Annotated in this window: 22 protein-coding genes; 12 read left to right on the top strand and 10 right to left on the bottom strand. The window is 61.8% G+C overall.

Annotated features, from left to right (window positions below; all coding sequences use genetic code 11):
* Positions 1-11 precede the first annotated feature (11 nt).
* From ACRCJM_RS05125 to ACRCJM_RS05110, 4 genes are all read right to left on the bottom strand, one after another.
* Positions 12-974 (bottom strand): 1-phosphofructokinase family hexose kinase, encoded by a 963-nt coding sequence (locus tag ACRCJM_RS05125; protein ID WP_283490284.1) that lies wholly within the window; start codon positions 972-974, stop codon positions 12-14.
* Positions 971-1762, bottom strand: coding sequence for a DeoR/GlpR family DNA-binding transcription regulator (locus tag ACRCJM_RS05120; protein WP_237195130.1), 792 nt, complete (start codon positions 1760-1762; stop codon positions 971-973). The genes ACRCJM_RS05125 and ACRCJM_RS05120 overlap by 4 nt, the downstream gene beginning before the upstream one ends.
* 99 nt (positions 1763-1861) lie before the next feature.
* Positions 1862-2302 (bottom strand): VanZ family protein, encoded by a 441-nt coding sequence (locus tag ACRCJM_RS05115; protein WP_431464058.1) that lies wholly within the window; start codon positions 2300-2302, stop codon positions 1862-1864.
* Positions 2302-3417, bottom strand: a complete 1116-nt coding sequence (locus ACRCJM_RS05110) for a histidine phosphatase family protein (RefSeq protein ID WP_431464057.1) — start codon at positions 3415-3417, stop codon at positions 2302-2304. Before ACRCJM_RS05110 ends, ACRCJM_RS05115 begins: the two co-directional genes overlap by 1 nt.
* Positions 3418-3572: 155 nt before the next feature.
* On the opposite strand from ACRCJM_RS05110, the gene ACRCJM_RS05105 reads away from it, so the two are divergent.
* The 3 genes from ACRCJM_RS05105 (at position 3573) to relB (ending at position 5262) form a co-directional block, all read left to right on the top strand.
* The gene (locus ACRCJM_RS05105; protein ID WP_431464056.1) at positions 3573-4313 is read left to right on the top strand and encodes an HAD family hydrolase; all 741 of its coding nucleotides are present in this window, start codon (positions 3573-3575) and stop codon (positions 4311-4313) included.
* A 27-nt stretch (positions 4314-4340) separates the two neighbouring features.
* Complete coding sequence (locus ACRCJM_RS05100; protein WP_431464055.1) at positions 4341-4940, top strand: hypothetical protein; 600 nt, start codon at positions 4341-4343, stop codon at positions 4938-4940.
* Positions 4941-5025: 85 nt separating this feature from the next.
* A complete protein-coding gene (gene relB, locus ACRCJM_RS05095) occupies positions 5026-5262 on the top strand; it encodes a type II toxin-antitoxin system RelB family antitoxin (RefSeq protein WP_237188943.1) in 237 nt (78 codons plus the stop codon).
* Between the two features lie 190 nt (positions 5263-5452).
* On the opposite strand, the gene ACRCJM_RS05090 is transcribed toward relB, so the two are convergent.
* From ACRCJM_RS05090 to ACRCJM_RS05075, 4 genes are all read right to left on the bottom strand, one after another.
* A complete protein-coding gene (locus ACRCJM_RS05090) occupies positions 5453-6052 on the bottom strand; it encodes a methionine ABC transporter permease (protein WP_185174719.1) in 600 nt (199 codons plus the stop codon).
* A gap of 59 nt (positions 6053-6111) precedes the next feature.
* Positions 6112-7164, bottom strand: a complete 1053-nt coding sequence (locus ACRCJM_RS05085; protein ID WP_431464054.1) for a methionine ABC transporter ATP-binding protein — start codon at positions 7162-7164, stop codon at positions 6112-6114.
* 189 nt (positions 7165-7353) lie between these two features.
* Positions 7354-8208, bottom strand: coding sequence for a MetQ/NlpA family ABC transporter substrate-binding protein (locus ACRCJM_RS05080; protein ID WP_431464053.1), 855 nt, complete (start codon positions 8206-8208; stop codon positions 7354-7356).
* A 231-nt stretch (positions 8209-8439) separates the two neighbouring features.
* Complete coding sequence (locus ACRCJM_RS05075; protein ID WP_431464052.1) at positions 8440-9246, bottom strand: FadR/GntR family transcriptional regulator; 807 nt, start codon at positions 9244-9246, stop codon at positions 8440-8442.
* Positions 9247-9392: 146 nt separating this feature from the next.
* On the opposite strand from ACRCJM_RS05075, the gene ACRCJM_RS05070 reads away from it, so the two are divergent.
* The 7 genes from ACRCJM_RS05070 (at position 9393) to ACRCJM_RS05040 (ending at position 17794) form a co-directional block, all read left to right on the top strand.
* Entirely contained in the window at positions 9393-11003 is a 1611-nt protein-coding gene (locus tag ACRCJM_RS05070; RefSeq protein ID WP_431464051.1) for an ABC transporter substrate-binding protein, read from the top strand.
* Positions 11004-11229: 226 nt separating this feature from the next.
* A complete protein-coding gene (locus tag ACRCJM_RS05065) occupies positions 11230-12183 on the top strand; it encodes an ABC transporter permease (RefSeq protein ID WP_431464050.1) in 954 nt (317 codons plus the stop codon).
* A 2-nt stretch (positions 12184-12185) separates the two neighbouring features.
* Positions 12186-14279 carry a dipeptide/oligopeptide/nickel ABC transporter permease/ATP-binding protein gene (locus tag ACRCJM_RS05060; RefSeq protein WP_431464049.1) on the top strand — a complete coding sequence of 698 codons (2094 nt, stop codon included), beginning with the start codon at positions 12186-12188 and terminating at the stop codon, positions 14277-14279.
* Complete coding sequence (locus ACRCJM_RS05055; protein WP_431464048.1) at positions 14276-15142, top strand: ATP-binding cassette domain-containing protein; 867 nt, start codon at positions 14276-14278, stop codon at positions 15140-15142. Before ACRCJM_RS05060 ends, ACRCJM_RS05055 begins: the two co-directional genes overlap by 4 nt.
* 71 nt (positions 15143-15213) lie before the next feature.
* Positions 15214-16134 (top strand): dihydrodipicolinate synthase family protein, encoded by a 921-nt coding sequence (locus tag ACRCJM_RS05050; RefSeq protein WP_431464047.1) that lies wholly within the window; start codon positions 15214-15216, stop codon positions 16132-16134.
* Between the two features lie 28 nt (positions 16135-16162).
* Positions 16163-17098, top strand: coding sequence for an ROK family protein (locus ACRCJM_RS05045; RefSeq protein ID WP_431464046.1), 936 nt, complete (start codon positions 16163-16165; stop codon positions 17096-17098).
* Between the two features lie 9 nt (positions 17099-17107).
* A complete protein-coding gene (locus tag ACRCJM_RS05040) occupies positions 17108-17794 on the top strand; it encodes an N-acetylmannosamine-6-phosphate 2-epimerase (RefSeq protein WP_431464045.1) in 687 nt (228 codons plus the stop codon).
* Positions 17795-17931: 137 nt separating this feature from the next.
* Here ACRCJM_RS05040 and nagB read toward each other — a convergent pair whose 3' ends face one another.
* Entirely contained in the window at positions 17932-18741 is an 810-nt protein-coding gene (gene nagB, locus ACRCJM_RS05035; RefSeq protein ID WP_431464044.1) for a glucosamine-6-phosphate deaminase, read from the bottom strand.
* Positions 18742-18814: 73 nt separating this feature from the next.
* Between nagB and ACRCJM_RS05030 the strand changes: the two genes are divergently transcribed.
* The gene (locus ACRCJM_RS05030; RefSeq protein WP_431464043.1) at positions 18815-19945 is read left to right on the top strand and encodes an N-acetylglucosamine-6-phosphate deacetylase; all 1131 of its coding nucleotides are present in this window, start codon (positions 18815-18817) and stop codon (positions 19943-19945) included.
* A 3-nt stretch (positions 19946-19948) separates the two neighbouring features.
* Here ACRCJM_RS05030 and ACRCJM_RS05025 read toward each other — a convergent pair whose 3' ends face one another.
* Positions 19949-21670 carry a long-chain-fatty-acid--CoA ligase gene (locus tag ACRCJM_RS05025; protein ID WP_431464042.1) on the bottom strand — a complete coding sequence of 574 codons (1722 nt, stop codon included), beginning with the start codon at positions 21668-21670 and terminating at the stop codon, positions 19949-19951.
* A gap of 47 nt (positions 21671-21717) precedes the next feature.
* Here ACRCJM_RS05025 and ACRCJM_RS05020 point away from each other — a divergent pair, with 47 nt between their 5' ends.
* Positions 21718-21867: a hypothetical protein gene (locus tag ACRCJM_RS05020; protein ID WP_237222181.1), complete on the top strand. Its 150-nt coding sequence runs from the start codon at positions 21718-21720 to the stop codon at positions 21865-21867.
* The last annotated feature ends 1 nt before the right edge of the window (position 21868 follow it).

Below are 21868 nucleotides of genomic sequence, written 5' to 3'. Positions count from 1 at the left end.
TCGGTTGGGGTTTAGAGGGCCAGCTCGCGCAGGGTGACTGCTTCGGGCGTGGTTGATTCTAGGGTGGGCACCTGGGTGCCGGGGAGGGAGGCTGCGGCTGAGCCGTGGGCTACCGCCTGCACCAGGCATTCGGGCAGGGTTTTGCCCTGCTCGTGGGCAATCAGGAAGCCGGCCAGGGAGCAGTCGCCTGCGCCCACGGTGGAGCGCACCTTGATGGGGGCGTGGACGGCGTGCCAGGCGCCTTCTGCTGTCACCAGCACGGCTCCTCCCCCGCCGAGGGTAGCAAGGACCATTTCAACACCGCGGTCAACTAGTTCCTTAGCGGTAGCTGCGGTGAGTTCGGGGCTGGCTTCTAGCTCGTCCGCCATCTCAATCTTGCCCACCAATTCAGCCAGTTCTTCGGAGTTGGGCTTGATGAGGTTGGGCATGCCATCCAGGCCAACCAGGGCGTCGCGCAGGGCTGCGCCGGAGGTATCGACGGCGATGCGGGGGGCCTTCTCGCCCAGGGACTCGCGGATAGAGCGGCCCACCACAGCGTAGTAGTCGGAGGGGACGCCGGCGGGCAGGGAGCCTGCCAGCACTAGCCAGGAGGCCTCGATGGTTTCCTTGATCATGAGGCGGGTCAGCTGCTGCTGGGCCACATCGTTCAGGGGCTCACCGGGGGCGTTGATCTTGGTGGTGGTGCCGTCGGGCTCAACAACGGTGATGTTGGAGCGAATCGGGGCGCCGATAGGCATGTTGACGAAGGGCACCTCGGCCTCTTTGAGGCTGGCCAGCACGGGGTCTTCGTTGTCGCCGGGCAGCACAGCTACAGTCTCAAAGCCGGAGATATTGAGGGCACGGGCAATGTTGACGCCCTTGCCACCGGGGTCGGACGCCGCAGCGACGGCACGCTGAACGGCACCGCGCTTGATTTCGTGGTTGAGCTCCACGGTGCGGTCCATGCTGGGGTTGGCAGTTAGGGTAACGATCATGCGATAAGCACCTCTACGTTGGATTCTTCAAGCGCTGCAGCGAGGTCACCCTCGGGCGCTTTATCGGTAATGAGAGTATCGATGTCTTCAAGCCCGGCAAAACGCACCAGGGACTCCTGGCCGAACTTGGCGGAGTCGCACAGGAGCACCACGCGGCGGGCTGACTTGACGATGGCGGTCTTAACGATGGCTTCGTTGAGACCGGGAGTGGAGAGCCCAAACTCGGCATCCAGGCCGTTGACGCCGATAAAGGCGATGTCGGGGCGGATGGTTTCGAAGTGGGCGGCGGCCCGGGTACCAACAGCAGCCCAGGTCATTTTGCGCAACTGGCCGCCTACCATATCGAGTACCACGCCGTCGGCCTCGGCCAGCTTCACGGCGATGTGAAGGGCGTGGGTGATGATGAGGCGGTCGGCGCCTGACTTGAGGGAGAAATCTGCGGCAGCAATGCGGTCGGCGAGGATTTCGATGGTGGTACCGGCGTCGAGAACTACCGCACCGGCGTCCGAGTCGCGCAGCAGCTCGTAGGCACGCAGGGCGATTTTCTGTTTTTCGGGGGTGTTCATGTTTTGACGTAGGGCGATAGACGACTCTACAGAGGTCGACTGCTCTACGGTTACGGCACCGCCGTGCACACGGCGCAGCTTACCGTCAGCTTCGAGGGCTGCTAGGTCACGGCGGACGGTTTCCATCGTGACTTCGTAGCGTCTAGCCAGGTCTGCGCCGTTGACACGGCGTGCAGAAGCTACAAGCTTCGCTATTTCGGCACGTCGTTCTTCAGCGAACATGTGTTTATCACCTTATACAACTGGAAGGTGGGTCGGGTGACCCTATCTACAGTTGATTTTATGTGGGTTTCTGTGGGCACGTCAATGTAAAACCCACGGTTACCGGTGTATTTCGGTGTTTTGGTTGGGTTTTTCGGTCACTTTCACTAGGGCCAGTGCCAAAACCCAACCGATAGCACACCCGAGGGTGTTGGCGAGGACGTCCAGGGGTGAGCTGGTACGCCCGGGCATGAAGTGCTGGGTGGTTTCGATCGCCAGGGTACAGGCCAGACCGCCCAGGGGCACGAGCCAGGTGCGGGCCGGGCGCAGCAACCAGGTAAAGAGCAGGCCACCGGGCACAAACATGACTACGTTTGACAGCCATTCCACCTGCCCGTAGCCAAACCAGCCGGGCAGCCAGCCGCGGGCGTGGCCGTCCGCAAGAATCCGGGCTAGGGTTTCACCCGATTCTCCGGAGTCAACATGGGTGGGCCAGAGGACGATAAAAGCAACGGCAGCAACGTACAGGCAGGTGATACCCCAGAGAAAGATACGCCCCACTAGGGCTTACCTACCAGCAGGGGTTCCTTGACCTCTAGCCAGTGGGCCAGACCCGGCAGGTCAACTTCGAAGGGTTCAGCGTTGGCGATAGTGCCGAATTCGCGGCCGTGGGTGGCAGAGAGGGCACGGCGAATCAGGGAGCCGTGGGAGACGGCAATGACGCGCTGGCCCGGGTAGTCGCGGGCAATCTGGCGCAGCACCCTAATGCCACGCAAGTAGACGGAGCGTTCACTTTCAACCCCGCTGTAGTAGGCGTCGGGCTCCTTGCGGGCCTCGGCTGAAATATCAAGCCCCTCAGCTTCGCCGTAGCCGCGTTCTATCAGGTCATCGTAGGTACGGTCGACGGTCAGACCGAAGGCTGCGCCAATAATCTCTGCGGTCTCGTGGGCGCGGGAGAGCGGGGACGAAACCACCACGTCGAACTCAAAACCCCGAGCCTTAAGAGAGGCAGCAGTCTCGTAGGCCTGGGCACGGCCGGTTTCGTTGAGGGGTATATCGCTGGAGCCCTGCATGAGGTGGACCTTGTTCCAGTCGGTCTGTCCGTGGCGGATTAACATGATGGAGGACGCCCGGCGGGCAGGGGCCAGGGGCACCACCTCACCGTTGTGGGGCACCAGCACTTTCTGGCCGGTGCGGGCGGTTTGCAGGCGGGAAATCAGCATGCCGTGCACCACGATAATCAGGTTCTGCCCCGGGTAGTCGGCTTCCACCTGGTCAAGGGCGTCTTCAACGCGGGCAAGGAAATCGGCAAGGGGTTCGATGTCTGCTGTTTCGTTTTCTACCGTCTCCCAGAGGGCGGGGTTGTTCTGCACGCCTTCGAGGTCTTTGAAGGAGCGTTCTGCTAGGCCCGGATAGGATCCGAGGACGGGTAGGCCCAGCTCGTCGGCGATGATGGCACCGGTTTCTGCGGCGCGGGAGAGGGGGGAAGTGACGACGCCGTGCCAGGTGAAGCCGGGGTGGGCGTCCGCTTGGGTTTTGGCGTATTCGAGCACGTTATGAGCGGCGGCGAGCGCCTGGGCGCGGCCGGTGTCGTTGAGGGGGATGTCACTGGAGCCCTGCAGGCGGTGTACGAGGTTCCAGTCGGTCTGTCCGTGTCGAATGAGTACGCTAGGCATGGGTTCTATTATCCCTGCCCAAACCACCGAGCGCGGGGTGATGGGAGTGTTAGCTTGCTCCCGAGGCTCAGGGCTCGAGGTAGTCACAGAAAAGATGGTAAGTACCCGTGATATATCGTATGACCTCCCCCGCTTCGGTATGAGAGCATAGAACCATGTTTGAACTTCACTCAGCCCCCGCGAACTTTGCCCCCGCCTGCGCCGTCTTCGACTGCGACGGCGTCCTGCTCGACTCAGAAACCCTCTGGGGCGAAATCCAGGCCGAAATGTTCAAACACTACCGGGTAGAGCTCACCCCCGAACTCGAAGCCTCCCTCGTCGGCATCTCAGCCGGGGATCTTGCCGACCGTCTCTCAGTCCTCACTCCGCTGGCGTCCGAATTCGACGGCTCCCCCGAAGCCTTCCGCGACAGCGTCTACACCACCATCACCACCACCGAATTCGACATCATCGACCGCGGCGTCACCGCCATCGACGGCGCTCTCAGAGCCATTCAGCTGCTCTCAGCCAAGATTCCCGTGGCGGTGGCGTCCAACTCCGGCGACAAGCTGCTGACCAAAAAACTCACCCACTTCGGCTACGCCCCCTACCTGGACACCTGGGTCTCCTTCCACGACGTCGAAGAAGGTAAGCCCGCCCCCGACATCTACCTCGAAGCGACCCGCCGTCTGGGCTTTGCCCCCGAGCAGGCCCTCACCGTGGAAGACTCCGTCACCGGCATGACTGCCGCAACCGCAGCTGGCACCAGCTGCCTGATTTACCAGGTCGAGCCGGACGCGGCCACCCCCGCTCCCCTATTGACGGCAGGTATCGGTCGGTTTAGCTCCTTCACCGACCCAGCCTTCCTCGCCCAACTCGACGCCTGGGTAGGGCACCTGCCCGACCGCGACCGCTAACCCTCACTAACTTCTCAAGGACGAGCAGTGACAGACCCCGAGCAGAACCCGTGCCCCTCCCGATACGGCCGCCGCCTCGAAGACCTCAGCGACGACGAACGCGCCTACTACCGCGAATTCCTCCCGCCCCAGGCCCTGACCGGGCAGCAGGGCGCTGAAGAGCAGGTGCCGGGGCAGGCGTCCGCACCGCTCGGGTCAGGCGCCACCGCCCACCCAGCGCGGACGAGCCCCGGCAGCCAGCGGGGCAAACGACCCCGTAGCCGCTGGTACTGGCTACCGCACTCTCTTACTATCCTGGCGGTGATTCTGGCGGTGGCCTCTTTTCTGGTGGTGCCCGCCATTTACAGCGACGCGACCCCGGAACTACGCCGTAACTATGTAATTATGTGGGCGGAGCTGGCCTTCTTCTTCCTACTCTTTGCTGCCCTGCTCTACGGAATCTTTGCCCTCTCCCGGTTCACTGACCACGACGATGAGGACGACGAGCGGCTCATGCGCCCCACCGATTTTGCGGAGCGCCTCTACGAGCAGGAGCTTGAGCGCGGCATCGACCGGAAGGGCGGGGACGGGCCGGGTCTAGACGGGCTCTACGACTCGTCGTGGATTAGCGGCAAGAAAAACGATTAGACGGCAAAAGGGCCGGCGCCCGACGGGGAACCGGCCCTTAGCTAAATCTATTTCTTTCATGTATTCACTGTCATACAATGAATACATGACTGTTGCCGATAGCGTCCTCACCATCCGCATTCCCTCTTCCTTGAAGGAACGTCTCAGCAAACTTGCTACTGAGTCTGACCGTTCTGTGGCGTATTGTGCCCGGAGCATCATTGAAGAGCATATCGCTGAAGCTGAACATGCAGCGCAGCTGCATGCCAAGGTCCAGGCTATCCAGAAAGGGGAAAGAGCAACCTACAGCACCGCAGAAATCCGGGCTGAGCTAGGTCTCTAAGATTTAGGGCCGGCTCCCGAAGGGGAACCGACCCTTAGCTATCCCGTTTTAGGCGGTGGGATAACAGAAGAGGACGTGCGGATGCGCTTGGAGCCGGCTGGCTGGGGCTGGCATGAATTGCTCGTGAGCGTCAGCGAACCAGCAAGAAGGTTAGCCGGCAAAAGCGCATCCGCACGTCCTCCGAGTTACATTATCGGCGCATGACCTTGCGGGCCAGCATGTTGCCCACCAGCTGAATGAGCTGCACCAAAATAATGATTACGGCAACAACAGACCAGGTGATGACCTCGTTGAAGCGCTGGTAGCCGTCCACCAGGGCGACCTTACCCAGGCCGCCACCGCCGATGTAGCCGGCCATAGCTGACATATCGACCACGCCGATGACCAGGAAGGTGTAGCCCAGGATCAGGGGCCCGAGAGCTTCGGGGATCATAACGGTGAAGAGAATACGCATCTTGGAGGCGCCCATGGCGCGGGCGGCCTCAATAACACCGGGGTCAATTGACACCATGTTCTGCTCGACGATGCGGGCAATGGCGAAGGTTGCGCCGAAGACCATGGCGAAGATGGCGGCATTGACGCCCAGGCGGGTGCCGACCACCATCTGGGTCAGGGGGCCCAGGGCTGCGAGGAGGATGATGAAGGGGATGGGGCGTACTACGTTAACCACGACGTTCAGCAGGATGTTGACGAAGCGGTTAGCCAGGATGTTGCCCTGGCGGGTGGTGTAGAGCAGCAGGCCGAAGATCATGCCTAGGGCACCGGCGACCAGCATGGTCAGTGAGACCATGTAGAGGGTGTCGCCGAGGGCGGGGATGAGTTTGTCGGTGACGAAGGTTGAGTCCACGGTTAGCGTACCTCCTGCACGCGGGTGACGGTCTTGAGTTCAGCGACCACAGCGTCGAGGCTGGTGACGTCGCCCAGCAGTTCGAGGGTGAGGTTGCCGTAGCTCTTACCTTGCAGGGTTTCGAGGCCGCCCTGCACGATGTTGAAGGAGACGTTGCGGGAGCCCAGGTAAGAGAGGACCTTGCCGATGCCGTTGTTGCCTTCGGTGATTTCGATGTTGATGAGGTAGCCCTTGTGGCGGGCTTTGAGGTCGGCAGCTTCGTCGCCTACAGGCAGGGACTTGACGGTGGTGCCGACGAAGCGGCGGGCGACTTCGGTTTGCGGGTTGGAGAAGACGTCGTAGACGTTACCTGTTTCAACCACACGGCCGTTTTCCATGACGGCGACGCGGTCGGCGATGGTGGAGACGACGTCCATTTCGTGGGTAATGACTATGACGGTGATGCCCAGCTCGGCGTTGACCTTTTTGAGCAGGTCGAGCACTTCAGCGGTGGTTTCGGGGTCCAGGGCGCTGGTTGATTCGTCGGCCAGCAGTAGGGAGGGTGAGGTGGCAAGGGCTCGGGCGATGCCGACGCGCTGCTTCTGACCACCGGAGAGCTGGTCGGGGTAGTTTTTTGCCTTGTCGGCCAGACCTACGAAGTCCAGCAGCTCGGCTACGCGTTCGGCGCGCTTGGCCTTGTCCCAGCCTGCGATGATGAGGGGGAATTCGACGTTGCCGGCAACGGTGCGGGAGTTCATGAGGTTGAACTGCTGGAAGATCATGCCGATGTTGGTGCGGACCTGGCGCAGCTGGGATTCGCGTTTGCCTGCGACTTCAAAGCCGTCGACGGTGAGTGAGCCTTGAGTGATGGCTTCTAGGCCGTTGATCAGGCGAACCAGGGTTGATTTACCAGCACCGGAGTAGCCGATGATGGCGAAGATTTCACCCTTGTTGATGGTGAGGTCTACGCCGTTGACGGCGGTGACGGTTTTTTTGCCGACCTTGAACTCTTTGGTCACGTTGTTCAGCACGACCATGGGCTGAGGCCCGGTTGGCTGTAGTCGCTGTTCGGTCATGTCTTCTTCTTCGGTTGGGGTCTTGCTGTGACTGTGGGCGGACGCACCTGCTGGGGTGGGTGCACAAAGCGGCAGCCGCTGCGGGGCTAGAGCTGGCACCGGACGGGGCCGAAGTGTCTAGCCTACCGCAGTTGGCTGCCGCTGTTAGGGGTGCGTGAGCTAGCTCAAGGGTGAGCTTTGCCTAGTGTTTTAGCCGTTGCGCTTCTGCTCTTCGAGGGTAGCTAGGGTGGAGCGCAGTTCGGAGACCTCGGTGGTAACTTCAACTGCGGTGCCCTGGGTGTCTTCCTGTACCACGGCCTGTACTTCTTCGGTGTGGTAGAGCTCTACGATCTTCTTGTAGGTCTCGTTGTCGGCGTTATCGGCAGTGGAGACGAAAAGGTTGACGTAGGGGCGGGCTGACTCGTTAGCGGGGTCGTCCTGAGCCAGGGCGTCCTTGGGGTTCAGGCCGGCGTCCTTGAGGAAGTCGTTGTTGATAACGGAGCCGTCAACGGACTCGAGAGCGAGAACGGTCTGGGCTGCATCAACGGGGGTGACGGTGACCTTGGAGGCTGCGGTGTCGAGGTCGTCAACGGTGGGGCTGGTGGTTTCTGAGGTGAAGGAGACCAGGCCGTTAGCTTCAAGCAGCAGCAGGGCGCGTGCTTCGTTGACGGTGTCGTTGGGGATGGCGATTTCAGCGCCCTGGGGCAGGGCGGAGATGGAATCATGCTTGTTGGAGAACAGCGCCATGGGGTAGATAACGGTGGGGCCTACGATCTGCAGGTCGTCGTTTGCTTCTACGTTGTAGTTGGAGAGGTAGGCGATGTGCTGGAACCAGTTGAGGTCGATTTCGCCGGAGCTCAGAGCGGGGTTGGGCTGGGTGTAGTCGGAGAATTCAACGATTTCGATGTTGATTCCCTCTGCCTGAGCGACCTCAACGAGCTTATCGTTGGAGGGGTCGGTACCTACTACGCCGATTTTGACGACGTCGTCGCTGGATGATGAGCCGCAGGCTGCAAGACCGAATGCGAGGGGTACGAGAGCCAAGGTGGCAACAAATTTCTTCACGGCTATGAATCTTTCTGTTGAGAAAAGTGGTGTATGCGGCCACGTTTCAGCGGCACCGTCTCTAGCGCTGTGTGCTGATGTGGTTTCGGGCGGCCAGGCTAGGCGCCTCTTCTATTAGAACACTGTGGCGCCACCGCTCCCCAATGCGGCTTCTTTTTGGGTCATATGTCACGTGTGTGACCGCAACAAAAAGTTACGGCGTCATAAAACGTCATAAAAGGACGTCGGGTTTTAGCCCTTATTTTCCGCGAGCCAGTTAGCCTGCCAGGAGGTAAGGCGCTCCCGAATGCCCACAAAATGCTCCCGCATGAGCGTGGTGGCGGCGTCCGCGTCCTTCTTGCTAATGGCCTCGTAGAGCTTACGGTGGGCTTCCAGCAGGGTACAGGTTTGCCCCTCATCGAGGGGGGCAACAGTGTCCAGCACCCCGGCGATGGTGTCGTAGACCTGCCAGAAGACATCCAGCAGTCGGGAGAGCAGTTCGTTACCCAGGGGCTCAAAGATGGCTGCGTGGAAGCGCTGGTCATGCTCTGCTAGCCAGGCACCCCGGTGCACGCTAGCTTCCATGGCATCGTAGGCTTCTTTGACGCGGGTGAGCTGTTCCTCGGTCATCAGGGGGATAACCGATCGCAACAAGCCGACTTCTAGGGCTTCTCGCACTTCAACCAGTTCCAGGGCCTCCTGGCCGCCGTGATAGAGGGCCAGTTGCCCGCGAAAGCCGAGGGCGCGCACCATCGAGGTCAGGGCGTTGCCGCCCACGAAGGTGCCAAAGCCGTGGCGCACCTCAACGATGCCGAGAGCTTCAAGCACCTTGAGGGCCTCGCGGATTGAATTGCGGCCGACCCCCAGCTCGTCGATCAGTTCCTGTTCGGTAGGGAGGGGGTCCCCCTGGCCCAGCTGCCGTTGGAAGATCAGGTCGATGATGTCATGTTGTAGTTGCAGCTGGCGTTTTTGGGCGGCACTGAGGGGGGACGCCCGGTGCAAGAAAGCGGGCACGGGCTGTTCTAATCGGGGGCTGGTGAATGAGTCGTGGTGGTTCATACTACTGATTCTTACATCTTCTGCTTGACCAAATTAGACGTCCGTCACTACTATACAGGATATAGGTAGGACGTCCTACCTCCACTTTAGTTAGACAACCTCCCGCTCCACCCCAGGAGCGCAGCCCCTAAAGGAGTGAGACATCGATGTCACAGCTCACCCGCGTCAAAGAATTTGACACCTCACGCCGCGGCTTCTTCAAGATTGCCGGCGGTATCAGCGCAGCTACCGCTTTTGCCGCATCCATCGCAGCCTGCGGTAACTCATCAACCACCACCGACTCGTCAGCTAGTGGCAGCGCCGCAGGCGCCAACAACGACGGCACCATCACCGCCGCCATCGCCTACGATGTCTCCACCACTTTCGATCCCTCACAGGCATCAGGCGCTGCCCCCTTCGCCGCCAACATGCACATCTTCGAAGGCCTCTACGGCCTCGACCCCGCCACCCGCGAGCGCTACAACGCCCTGGCTACTGGCGACCCCGAAGTTGTGGACGAAACCACCTACCGTGTCTCCCTGCGCGAGGGCGCGAAGTTCCACGACGGTGCAGCTGTCACCGCCGCAGACGTTGCCTCCACCTTCGAGCTCTACACTTCAGAAGAATCGCTCTTCAGCCAGTTCCTCTACTTCATTGACACCGTCACCGCTGTTGACGATGCCACCGTAGAGTTCAAGCTCAACCAGCCCTTCCCCCTCTTCGCTGACCGTATCGCCCTGGTCAACATCATGCCCGCCTCGGCTAGCGACGACATCGAAGCTTTCGGCGCCAACCCCATCGGCTCAGGCCCCTACAAGTTCGTTTCTGCTACCAAGGGCGACCACATCGCCTTTGAGCGATTCGACGACTACAACGGTCCCCGCCCCGCCCTGGCTAAGAACATGAAGTGGCTGATTCTGGTAGAGTCCTCAGCCCGCGTTACCGCCATGAGCTCCCAGCGTGTCCAGGCTATCGAGTCCGTACCCTACGACAGCCTTCCCGTTCTGGAGAACACCAACGGCGTCACCGTTGAATCGGTGCAGTCTTTCGGCCTGCTCTTCATGATGTTCAACTGCGCCAAGGCCCCCTTCGACAAGAAGGAAGTTCGCCAGGCCCTCTTCTACGCCATCGACATCGAGAAGGTTATCTCCACCGGCCTGCTGGGCAACGCCACCGCAGCCACCTCCTTCCTGCACAAGGAGCACCCCGACTACACCGAGGCCTCCACCGTCTACAGCTACGACAAGGCCAAGGCCCAGCAGCTGCTCAAGGACGCCGGGGTCGAAAACCTCTCCATCACCCTGCGCACCACCGACCATGACTGGGTCAAGCAGTGCTCCCAGCTGGTTCAGGAATCCCTGAAGGACGCCGGTATCGAGGTCAATCTGCAGGACTCCCAGAGCTCCTCCCTCTACTCCGACTACGTCGACACCGGCGACTTCGACGTCGTTTTGGCCCCCGGCGACCCCTCCGTCTTCGGTAACGACCCCGACCTGCTGCTCTCCTGGTGGTACCGCGGTGCCACCTGGCCCGAGAAGCGCTTCCGCTGGTCCACCACCGCCGAATACACCCAGCTGCAGGAGGCCATGGCTGAGGCTGTCTCATCTGAAAGCCCCGATTGGAAGGGCATCTTCGACATCGTGGCAGAGAACGTCCCCCTCTACCCCCTCTTCCACCGCAAGCTGCCTACCGCTTGGTCGGCTGATACCCTTACCGATTTCGCCCCCATTCCCACCACCGGCCTGTCCTTCCAGAACGTAGGTACAACCCAGGCCTAGGTGGTTCCACCGGCACCGGCCTCCCCCAGCTGGTTTACCCGGTACCCCGTGAAAAGGTAATCCCATTTCCACACATCACATCCCCTTTTCACACCCCGCTCGGCACCTGCCCGCCCACGCTTGGGCAGGTGCCGAGCCCGCACAAGACCTCTTACCCCACCGGGGCAGCCCATCACACCCCCGAGCTGCCCCGGCTCCGTCCTAAAAACTTTAGGGAGCCAGACCCGTGTCAAACTTTCTCAGACTGCTTGGCAGGCGCCTTATCGCCCTGCCCATCATGATTCTGGGCGTCACCATCTTGGTCTTCGTCATCCTGCAATTCACCCCCGGCGACCCGGCAACTATCGCCCTGGGTGAGGGTGCCTCAGAAGAAGCCAAAGAAGCCTACCGAGAGTCACGGGGCCTCAACGACCCGCTCATCGTCCAGTACTTCGCCTTCCTTTCCCGGCTTGTCCGGTTCGACCTGGGCATGACCACTCCTCCGGCTCAGCCCGTTATCGACCAGATTAAGGTAGCCTTCCCCACCACCTTGCAGCTGACCTTCCTGGGCGTGCTCATTGCTGCGGTAGCGTCCCTGATTCTCGGCGTCATTGCAGCTCTCTACCGCGACCGCTGGCCTGATCAGATTATCCGTGTGCTCTCCATGGCCTCCATCGCTACCCCCTCCTTCTGGCTGGGTATTCTGATGATCCAGTACTTCGCCCTCGCCCTGGGCTGGTTCCCCACCGGCGGCTCAGCCCCTCCCGGCAGCGGTTTTGGCACCTGGCTCTCCCACATGTTCCTGCCCGCCGTGGCCCTCGCTATCCCGGTGAGCGCCTCCCTGACCCGCACCGTCCGCACCTCCATGGTTGAAGAACTCGACAAGGACTACGTGCGCACCGCCATCGGCAACGGTGTACCCCGTCGCGAGGTCATCACCAAGAATGTGCTCCGCAACGCCCTCATCACCCCGGTCACCGTGCTCGGCCTGCGTATTGGCTACCTGCTCGGCGGTGCTGTGGTCATCGAAATGATCTTCTCCCTCAACGGCATGGGCAACCTCATCTTCATCGGCATCACCGGTAACGACATCAACCTGGTTCAGGGCGTCGTCCTCACCATCGCCGTCACCTTCGTGCTCGTCAACATCATCGTTGACCTGCTCTACCTACTCATCAACCCCCGTATCAGGAGCGTCTAACCATGCGTAGCGGACTAGCAGAACGCCTCTCAGCGCCAGGCATCCGATTCAGGGCGCTCCCCACCGGCTCTAAAATCGCCCTCAGCTTCATCGCCGTCATCGCCCTGGTTGCGATTTTTGCCCCCTGGCTAGCACCCCACGACCCGCTGGCCTCCACCGGTGCCCCCATCGGGGCCCCCAACTCCGAGTACCTCTTCGGTACCGACCGTCAGGGCCGAGACATCCTCTCCCGCCTCATGTACGGTGCCCGCGCCTCCCTACAGGTTGGCCTAGGCGCTGTGGCCCTAGCCCTCATCATGGGCGGTATTCTCGGCGCCCTGGCAGCCACCAGCTCCAAGTTCGTCTCCGAACTGATTATGCGCGTCATGGACGTGCTCATGGCCTTCCCTGGTATCGCCCTGGCAGCCGTCCTGCTGGCCTCCCTCGGCAACTCGGTCGGCACCATCATCTTCACTATCGCCGTGGTCTACACCCCGCAGCTAGCCCGTGTGGTCCGTGCCCAGGTGCTAGCTGCCTGGGACGAGGACTACGTCCGTGCTGAGCGCGTCATGGGAGCACCTCGCTTCTACATCCTGCTCAAGCACGTTGTCCGCAACACCATCGCCCCCGTGCTGGTCTTCGCCACGGTCATGGTCGCCGACGCTATCATCCTCGAAGCCTCCCTCAGCTTCCTCTCCGCCGGTGTGCGCCCGCCTAATCCCTCCTGGGGTAACGTCATCGCCGACGGCCGTGCCCTGGTACTGGCAGGGGGCTGGTGGGCGACCACCTTCGCAGGTGCCATCATCCTGCTGACCGTCCTGGCCCTCAACGTACTCTCTGAGGGCATGACCGACGCTATGGTTAACCCCAAGCTGCGCCGCAAGGTCAAGATCGACGACTCCTCCGTGGTTGCTGGTACCACCGCCGGTGCCCTCACCGCAGCACCCTCTACCGCAGATGACAAGTCCATCGCAGCTGCCTCCCCCGAGGCCCAGGAGCAGGACGTAGCCCCCTGGGGTGAACCCGTCAAGCACGCCGGCGCCCGCCCGGCAACCGAGAGGGACGCTGTCGCCGCAGCCAACCTGGCAGGGGTGCTGGAGGAACTCAAGAGCGCAGAAACCCGCCGTACCGACCGCCTACAGGCGGACGCGTCTGCCCGCGTCATTCTGGAAGTCAAGGACCTCTCCATCTACTTCCCCGAACGCTTCGGCGACACCCCCGTGGTTGATCGTGTCTCCTTCACCGTCACCGAGGGCCAGACTATGGGCCTGGTCGGTGAATCGGGTTCCGGTAAGTCCATTACCTCCCTGGCAATTATCGGCCTGCTCGATAAGAAGGCCAAGATTACCGGCTCCGTACTCTTTGAAGGCCAGGAACTGGTAGGGGCCTCAGAAGCCGAGTTCCAGAAGCTGCGTGGCTCCGTGATTTCCATGGTCTACCAGGATGCCCTCAGCTCCCTGAACCCCTCCATGCTCATCAAGGACCAGATGAAGCAGCTGACCCGCCGTGGCGGCCGCAAGAGCCCCGAAGAGCTCCTGCGCCTGGTCAAGCTCGACCCCGAGCGTACCCTGGCCTCCTACCCCCACGAGCTCTCCGGTGGTCAGCGTCAGCGCGTCCTGATCGCCATGACCCTCTCCCGCTCCCCCAAGCTGGTTATTGCCGATGAGCCCACCACCGCCCTGGACGTCACCGTGCAGGCCGAAGTGATCAAACTCCTCAACGAACTGCGGGAACAGCTGGGCTTCGCCATGATCTTCGTATCGCATGACCTGGCCCTGGTAGCCCAAGTGGCCCACCGTATCTCGGTCATGTACGCCGGTCAGATTGTAGAGGCAGGCTCCACCAGCCAGCTTCTGACCAACCCCATGCACGAATACACCCGAGGCCTACTCGGCTCCGTGCTCTCCATCGAGTCCGGCTCCGAGCGTCTCTACCAGATTCCCGGCACCGTGCCCTCCCCCTCCGACTTCGCCACCGGCGACCGCTTCGCCCCCCGCTCCCAGCGCCCCGATGCTGACCCCGAGCAGAAGCTGGTCTTCACCCCCGTCCCTGGCGATACCGACCACCATTGGGCCTCCCACCTGGCCCCCGCCACTACTTCACAGGAGACAGCATGAACACCCAGCCTGTGACCCCCGCAGCAGAAAACCTGCTCAACACCACCGGCCGTGCCGCCGTCCGCCGCGTCAGCGAACCCATCATCGAGCTCAAAGACGTGCAGGTACACTACCGGGCCCGCACCGGCGGTATCTTCAAACCCAACATTGTCAAAGCTGTGGACGGGGTAAACCTGGCCGTCCGCCGCGGCGAAACCATCGGCCTGGTCGGCGAATCGGGCTGTGGCAAGTCCACCCTGGCCTCCATCATCGTGGGGCTGCAAAAGCCCACCGGGGGCGACGTGCTCTTCAAGGGCAAGAGCGCCCTCAAACGCAATGCCGCCCTGCGTAAGGAATTCGGTTCGGACGTCTCCATCGTCTTCCAGGACCCCTCCACCGCCCTCAATCCCCGTATGACCGTGCAAGACATCCTCAAGGACCCCCTGGATGTACACGGCATCGGTGATAAAGCCGGGCGCGACCGCCGCGTCCGTGAGCTCCTGCACCTGGTGGGCCTGCCCGCCTCAGCAGCGGACGCCCTCCCCTCCCAGATCTCTGGCGGCCAGCGCCAGCGCGTCGCCATCGCCCGCGCCCTGGCCCTGGAACCCAAAGTGATTGTGGCCGACGAACCCACCAGCGCCCTCGACGTCTCCGTCCGCGCCCAGGTGCTCAACCTGCTCTCAGACCTCAAGGAAGAACTCTTCCTCGGCATGGTCTTCATCTCCCACGATATTCAAACCGTCCGCTACGTCTCCGACCGTATCTGCGTAATGAATAAGGGAAAGATTGTCGAAGAAGGCAGCGCCGAGCAGGTCTTCGACACCCCCAGCCAGGACTACACCCGCACCCTGCTCGGGGCAGCCCCCACCCTGCTCCACGTCTAAACTAACCACCCGGGCGGCGCAGCTCACCGCCGAGTACCGCGCCACCCCAACCCCACCAAGGAGAACACCCCATGACCGCTCCCGTTTTCTCCGGCGTCATCCCGCCCCTGCTCACTCCCCGCACCGCAGACGGTGCCCTCGACATCCCCTCCCTGCGCCGCCTCATTGACCACCTCATCGACGGTGGAGTAGACGGCATCTTCGCCCTGGGTTCTTCTTCCGAGGTGCTCTACCTGACCAACGAAGAACGTGAAACCGTACTCAAAACCTGCGTGGACGCCATCGCCGGCAGGGTCCCCCTCATCGTTGGCATCAACGACATGACCACCGCCCGCGTCATCGACGAAGCCAAGCGCCTGCTGGCCATCGGCGGTGAGGCCATCGTCGTTACCAGCCAGTTCTACGCCATCGACAATGCCTTCGAAGAAGAACGCCACTTCCGCGCCATCGCCGATGCCGTCGACGTCCCCGTTTTCGCCTACGACGTACCGGTCCGCACCAAGCAGAAGCTCCCTCTGCCCCTGCTCACCAAGCTAGCCCGCGAGGGCGTCATTGCAGGCGTTAAAGATTCATCCGGTGACGACGTCTCCTTCCGCCAGCTCACCCTCGCTACCCGCGACCTCGACGGCTTCGCCGCTTTCACCGGCCACGAAGTTGTCTGCGACGGCGCCATGCTCTCAGGCGCCGCAGGCCTGGTCCCCGGTCTCGGCAACGTTGATCCCGCAGGCTACAAGCGCCTCTACGAAGCAGCCCGCGCAGGCGACTGGGAAACCGCCCGCACTGAACAGGACCGCCTGGCTAAACTCTTCGACATCGTCTTTGTCGAAACCCCCAGCGTCTCCGGCGGCGCAGCAGGCCTTGGCGCCTTCAAAACCGCCCTGCAGGTCATGGGAGTCCTTGACTCCAACACCATGTCCCAGCCCATGGAAACCCTCGGCGACACCGAAACCCAGCGTATCCGCTCTATCGTCGAATCAGTCGGGCTCATCTAGCCCCTCCACCTGAGAAAGGGACGCCCTCATGACCCACCAGCCCGTAGCACTCACCGCAGATCTCGGCGGCACCAAAACCGCCCTCGGCATCATCTCCCCCACCGGCGACGTCCTGCACCGGGATAAAATCCCCACCCAGGCCCAGGCCGGAGGAACCAAACTCGCCGAGCACACCGCGTCCGCCTTAGCCGACCTCGCCGAGCTGGCCCGCAGCCGCGGCTACCAGCCGGTCGGCATCGGTATCGGATCCGCAGGCGTCATCGGTGAAGAAGGGCAGGTCATTACCGCGGCCAACCTCATCCACGATTGGAGTGGCACCCCGCTGGCAGCCATCGTCACCGACCGCACCGGCCTGCCGGCCTTCGCCGTCAATGACGTCCACGCCCACGCCCTGGGCGAAGCCTGGCAGGGTGCCACCTCCACCGCCGAAACCAGCCTCATGGTGGCCTTCGGTACCGGCGTTGGCGGCTCCTACATCAGCGGTGGTACCCAGATGAGAGGGGCCCATTCCCTAGCCGGGCACGTGGGCCATTTCTCCTCCCCCTGGGCAGTCGGCATCACCTGCACCTGCGGCGGAACAGGCCATGTAGAAGCCGTTGCCTCCGGCACCGGCATCGTCTCCAGCTACCACCGCCTCGGCGGCGAAAGCCCCGCCGCCAACCTCTTCGACCTCGAACACCTGGCCGATGCAGGTGACCCTATCGCCTGTGACGCCATCGCCCTTGGAGCCCGCGCCGCCGGTATCGCCCTCGGGGACCTAGCCACCATCCTCGACCCCCACCTCATCGTCGTCTCCGGGGGTGTCGTTAACCTCGGCAAACGCTGGTGGAACGACATGGCTGCCGCCTACCTCGGCGCCGCCCTGGGGCAGGCTGCCGAAACCACCATCGTCCGCGCCACCCTCGGCTCCGACGCACCCCTACTCGGAGCCGCCACCCTCATCCCCGACTTCGTCACCCGCTAGGAAAACACCGTGTTCACTCCCAACCAGCTCACCGACCTCCTCGCAGGCCAGCTCATCGTCTCTGCCCAGGCCTACCCCGGCGAACCCATGCGCGACCCACGAACTACCGGCCAGGTCGCCGCCTCCGCCGTCCTCGGTGGAGCCGCCGCCGTACGCGTGCAAGGCCTAGCAGATATCCAGTTCACCCGCACTGCCGTGGAGGTACCCGTCATCGGGCTCTGGAAGGACGGCCACGACGGCATCTTCATCACCCCCACCCTGCACCACGCCCTCGCCGTTGCCCAGGCAGGAGCCCACATCGTCGCCCTCGACGGTACCCTGCGCGACCGGCCTGATGGTCTGAGCCTGGCTGAGGTTGTGCGCGGGGTTCATGAGGGGTCAAATGCCCTGGTCATGGCAGACTGCGACTCCCTCGATTCTGCTCTTGCCGCGGCAGAGGCCGGTGCCGATTTCATCGGAACCACCCTGGCAGGCTACACCGGTGCCCGCCCCAAAACTGACGGCCCTGACCTGGAACTCCTCGAAGCCATCGCCGCCCGTAACCTTGGTCGCCCCCTCATCGCAGAAGGACGTGTGCACACTCCCGCTCAGGCCCGAGCTGCTCTCGATGCTGGCGCCCACGCCGTCGTCGTCGGCACCGCCATCACCCACCCCATTTCTATTACGGGCTGGTTTAAGGACGCGATGACTCAATAACAGAAAGGCTTCGCAGACTCGCGCTCGCTGTGAGCCTGCTCCGCCTTTCTTATACATAAACCTCAAAAAAATAACTCAATAAATATAAAACTGGGGTGCGACTATCTACATAGCGACACCCCCAGTTTTATATATTTTTATGCCCCAATATTTTCCGGCTTCTGAAAGAAGGGGATATTACTTTGAGCAAAACGATAATATTCTGCATTTTTTAGCTGGGATGCAGCAGCTTCATCGATGACCACCGTGACATCGGGGTGCAGCTGCAGAATCGAACCTGGGCAGGAAGCAGTAATAGGCCCTTCTGCCATACCAGCAATTGCCGTAGCCTTGTTCTCGCCGTCCGCTACCAGCACGATTTTGCGGGCCTCCATGATGGTACCGATGCCCTGAGTGAGGCAGTGAACCGGCACCTTTGAGGTATCACCATTGAAGAAGCGGGCATTATCTGCCACGGTCTTGGGAGCCAGAGTCTTGATGCGGGTACGAGATGCTAGGGAGGACCCAGGCTCGTTAAAGCCTATATGCCCGTTAGCGCCTATACCAAGAATCTGCACGTCAACTCCACCTTCGTCCTTCATGGCGGCCTCGTAGGCGGCGCACTCAGCCGGAATATCTTCGGCCATACCATTGAGCACATGCACGCGTTCGGCACTCAGGCCCACCTTCTGCACCACCTGGTCATCAATGACACTGTGGTAGGACTCCGGGTGGGCAGGGTCAAGACCCACATACTCATCGAGAGCAAAAGCGCTCACTGCGCTCACATCGAGACCAGCTTGGACCCGGGCAGCAAGATGCTCATAGGTGCTCTCGGGTGACGAACCGGTTGCCACCCCCCACACGGTTGAGGCCTCGCGCTGATTATTTCGCTCGGTCACCATAGCAATAAGGGAGGCAGCATAAGCTCCCGCTTGATCCTTTGAATCACATATAATTATTTCCATAAGAATATAGTACGAAAATATATGTATAAATACCCACCAGCACAAAAATATGACGTATTGATAAGGGGTCCCTATGCCGCGCACTATTCTTTTTCATTCCCTGACCCGCCTCACCTCACCGGCCAGCCCCACCGGCTGGGCCCTAGTAGAAGGCGAGCGCCTGCTGGCTGCCGGTGAGGGTGCAACATGGAAGCAGCAGCTAAGTGCCGCCCAGCTAGCCCAGGCTGAGGTGCGCGAGGCGGGAGGCTGGCTCCTAGCCCCGGGCTTCACCGATATCCATTGCCATGGCGGGGGCGGCACAGCTTTTGAGGATGCCCTCGATGTAGCTGCCGCCTTGAGCGTGCACGGGCAGGCGGGTACGTCCGCCCTGGTAGCGTCCCTGGTCTCTAACCCCCTGGAGCAGATGCAGGCCACGATGAAGGCTCTGCTCCCCTTGATGGGTCAGCAGGTGCCGGGGCAGGCTACCTTGCACGGGTTTCACGCTGAGGGGCCCTTTATCTCCCCCGCCCATAAGGGGGCCCACGCCCCCGAGACTCTCCGGGTGCCCACGCCCGACGCCCTTGAGCAGCTCTGGGAGGCCTCTGAAGGTAGGCTCCTACAGATCACCCTGGCCCCTGAGACCGACCCCGGTCTAGCTACTCTGCGGCGCTGTGTGGAGCTGGGCATCCGGGTTGCTGTAGGGCATACGGACGCCACCTATGAACAGGCCAAGGCCGCTTTCGATGAGGGTGCCTCTCTGCTGACCCACACCTACAACGCCATGCGCCCTCTACACCATCGTCAGCCTGGCCCGGTTGCCGCCGCAGCTGATAGCCCGCACGTGACCCTGGAGCTTATTTGCGATGGGGTTCATGTGCACGGGCCTATGGTGCGGGCAGCCTTCTCGCTTGCCCCCGGTCGGGTAGCCCTGGTGACGGACGCGATGGCTGCCGCCGGGTGCGCGGACGGCCCCTACCGGCTGGGTTCTTTAGCGGTAGAGGTGCAGGATTCTGTTGCCCGAATCAAGGGCACCGAGACGATTGCCGGTAGTACGCTCACCCTGGCGCGGGCAGTGGAGCAGGCTGTCGCTTTCGGGGTTCCCCTAGCAGAAGCAGCCCGGGCTGCCACCGGCGTCCCCGCTGCTGCCCTTGGCCTAGCGCAGGACACACACAGCTACGCCCTGCTGGGGCCGGACGGCTCTCTGCAGGGCGTGCTGCGAGGTTAGTTCTTATTTGCTGTACTTAGCTTCGAGGCTTTCACGTACCTTACGGCGCAGGGTCTTGCCCAGCATGGAGCGGGGCAGCTCCTCGACCTCGTAGTAGTTCTTGGGCACCTTGTAGCGGGTCAGGCGCTCGTAGCAGTGCTGTTTGAGCTCTTCGGGGTCGATGGCGTGGCCCTCGGCAGGGATGATTGCTGCGGTAACCTTTTCACCGCCTGAGCCATCGGGCAGGCCGACAACGGCGCAGTCCGCTACCGAGTCGTGCTGTTTGAGCACGTTTTCAACCTCGGTGGGTGAGACGTTGAAGCCGCCGGTGATAATGACTTCCTTGATGCGGTCGACGATTTCGATGAAGTAGTCGTGGTCCAGGCGCACAATGTCTCCGGTGCGTAGCCAGCTTCCGGGGAGCAGGGTCTTGCTGGTGTCTTCGCCGCGCTTCCAGTAGCCGCGCATGACCTGGGGGCCGCGTACCAGCAGTTCCCCCTCAGCCCCGTCGGGGACGTCCTGGAGGGTTTCGGGATCAACGACGCGGATATCGGTTGAGGGGAAGGGCACGCCAATAGAACCGGCTCGGCGGGTGGAGTTCAGGGGGTTGCAGGAGACGAGGGGGGAGCATTCTGAGAGCCCGTAGCCCTCTACGAGCAGGCCCCCGGTGGCTTCTTCCCATTCTGCGACGAGTTCGGTGGGCAGGTGCATAGCACCAGAGACCGCATAACGGATACCCTGCAAAGAGACGTTGCGTTTCTTGGCTTCTTCAAGCATGCGGCGGTAGACCGGGGGAACTGCGGGCAAAATGGTGGGGGTGGTGCGCTTCATGGCCCGGAAGATCAGGTCCATGTCTACGGTGGGGAAGAGCACCAGGCGTGCCTTACATACTGCCGCGATGGTCTGCCCCAGGGTCATGCCGTAGGCGTGGAAGAGGGGCAGGACGGCGTAGATGACCTCGTCGTTGCCGGGCTGGATCCACTCTTCACCCATGCGGCCGTTTGATTCGAGGTTGCGGTGGGTGAGCATGACGCCCTTGGGCAGGCCGGTGGTGCCCGAAGTGTATTGCAGTAGCGCCAGGTCGTGGGCGGTAGGACGGTGGTGGTCGGCGGCCAGGGGCTGGTTCTTCATGAACTGGCGCCAGGGGGTGGTGCCGCGAGCAGTACCTTCGAGCTTTTCGCGGGATTCCTTGAGCTTGCCGATGGGCAGCTTGAGGGCGGTGCGCATGGTGAAGGGCATTTCTTCAATCATGTTGACCGCGTAGATGTTCTTGGGGCGAATATCGGTGGGCAGGGAGGTGATGTTGTCTGCAATCTTGTCCCAGACGATGGCGGCCTTCGCGCCGTGGTCTTCGAACATGTGGCGTAGTTCGGAGGAGGTGTAGAGGGGGTTGTGTTCTACAACGACAGCACCCAGGCGCAGGATCGCGTAGAAGGCTACGATGTGCTGGGGGCAGTTAGGTAGCACCAGGGCGACGCGGTCGCCGTGCTGGATACCGGCTTTGCGCAGGCCTTCGGCAACACGCAGAATCTGGTCGCCCAGTTCGCCGTAGGTGGTGGTAGCGCCGAAGAATTCAAGGGCGATTTTCTGCGGTACGGTACGCACTGCTTCTGCCATGAGGTGGCTCAGTGAGGTTTCAGGTAGGGCAACGTCTCTGTTGCTTTCTGGCCTGTAGTTCTTGACCCAGGGGCGGTGGGCCAAGGGGAAGTCGGTGTCGGTCTGGGGTGAATTTTCGGCTGACTGCATACACACGATTGTGCCACAGGGGCGGTGGAGCTGACATACTTAGGGGTATGGCTCGACGTAGAAATGACGATATTAGCCCCGAAGAATTCCGGGAGCTCATGCGAGAGATTAACAAGCGCATGATTATTGCCGGTCTCATTGCAATCGGGGTTGGTCTGGCGATTATTGCTCTAATGACCCTGATGTATGGGAGCTAGC

This window comes from Rothia sp. L_38 (assembly GCF_050689125.1).
Classification (GTDB): domain Bacteria; phylum Actinomycetota; class Actinomycetes; order Actinomycetales; family Micrococcaceae; genus Rothia.
Note: the sequence above shows the minus strand (reverse complement) of the source record. Positions and strands in the feature narration are given on the sequence as shown.

Coding starts and splice junctions, on each gene's coding strand:
- ACRCJM_RS05045 (WP_431464046.1), top strand. CDS start 16,163: ATGACCCACCAGCCCGTAGCACTCACCGCAGATCTCGGCGGCACCAAA.
- ACRCJM_RS05025 (WP_431464042.1), bottom strand. CDS start 21,670: ATGCAGTCAGCCGAAAATTCACCCCAGACCGACACCGACTTCCCCTTG.
- ACRCJM_RS05020 (WP_237222181.1), top strand. CDS start 21,718: ATGGCTCGACGTAGAAATGACGATATTAGCCCCGAAGAATTCCGGGAG.
- ACRCJM_RS05030 (WP_431464043.1), top strand. CDS start 18,815: ATGCCGCGCACTATTCTTTTTCATTCCCTGACCCGCCTCACCTCACCG.
- ACRCJM_RS05050 (WP_431464047.1), top strand. CDS start 15,214: ATGACCGCTCCCGTTTTCTCCGGCGTCATCCCGCCCCTGCTCACTCCC.
- ACRCJM_RS05085 (WP_431464054.1), bottom strand. CDS start 7,164: ATGACCGAACAGCGACTACAGCCAACCGGGCCTCAGCCCATGGTCGTG.
- ACRCJM_RS05110 (WP_431464057.1), bottom strand. CDS start 3,417: ATGCCTAGCGTACTCATTCGACACGGACAGACCGACTGGAACCTCGTA.
- ACRCJM_RS05120 (WP_237195130.1), bottom strand. CDS start 1,762: ATGTTCGCTGAAGAACGACGTGCCGAAATAGCGAAGCTTGTAGCTTCT.
- ACRCJM_RS05125 (WP_283490284.1), bottom strand. CDS start 974: ATGATCGTTACCCTAACTGCCAACCCCAGCATGGACCGCACCGTGGAG.
- ACRCJM_RS05070 (WP_431464051.1), top strand. CDS start 9,393: ATGTCACAGCTCACCCGCGTCAAAGAATTTGACACCTCACGCCGCGGC.
- ACRCJM_RS05060 (WP_431464049.1), top strand. CDS start 12,186: ATGCGTAGCGGACTAGCAGAACGCCTCTCAGCGCCAGGCATCCGATTC.
- ACRCJM_RS05105 (WP_431464056.1), top strand. CDS start 3,573: ATGTTTGAACTTCACTCAGCCCCCGCGAACTTTGCCCCCGCCTGCGCC.
- relB (WP_237188943.1), top strand. CDS start 5,026: ATGACTGTTGCCGATAGCGTCCTCACCATCCGCATTCCCTCTTCCTTG.
- ACRCJM_RS05075 (WP_431464052.1), bottom strand. CDS start 9,246: ATGAACCACCACGACTCATTCACCAGCCCCCGATTAGAACAGCCCGTG.
- nagB (WP_431464044.1), bottom strand. CDS start 18,741: ATGGAAATAATTATATGTGATTCAAAGGATCAAGCGGGAGCTTATGCT.
- ACRCJM_RS05090 (WP_185174719.1), bottom strand. CDS start 6,052: ATGGTCTCACTGACCATGCTGGTCGCCGGTGCCCTAGGCATGATCTTC.
- ACRCJM_RS05055 (WP_431464048.1), top strand. CDS start 14,276: ATGAACACCCAGCCTGTGACCCCCGCAGCAGAAAACCTGCTCAACACC.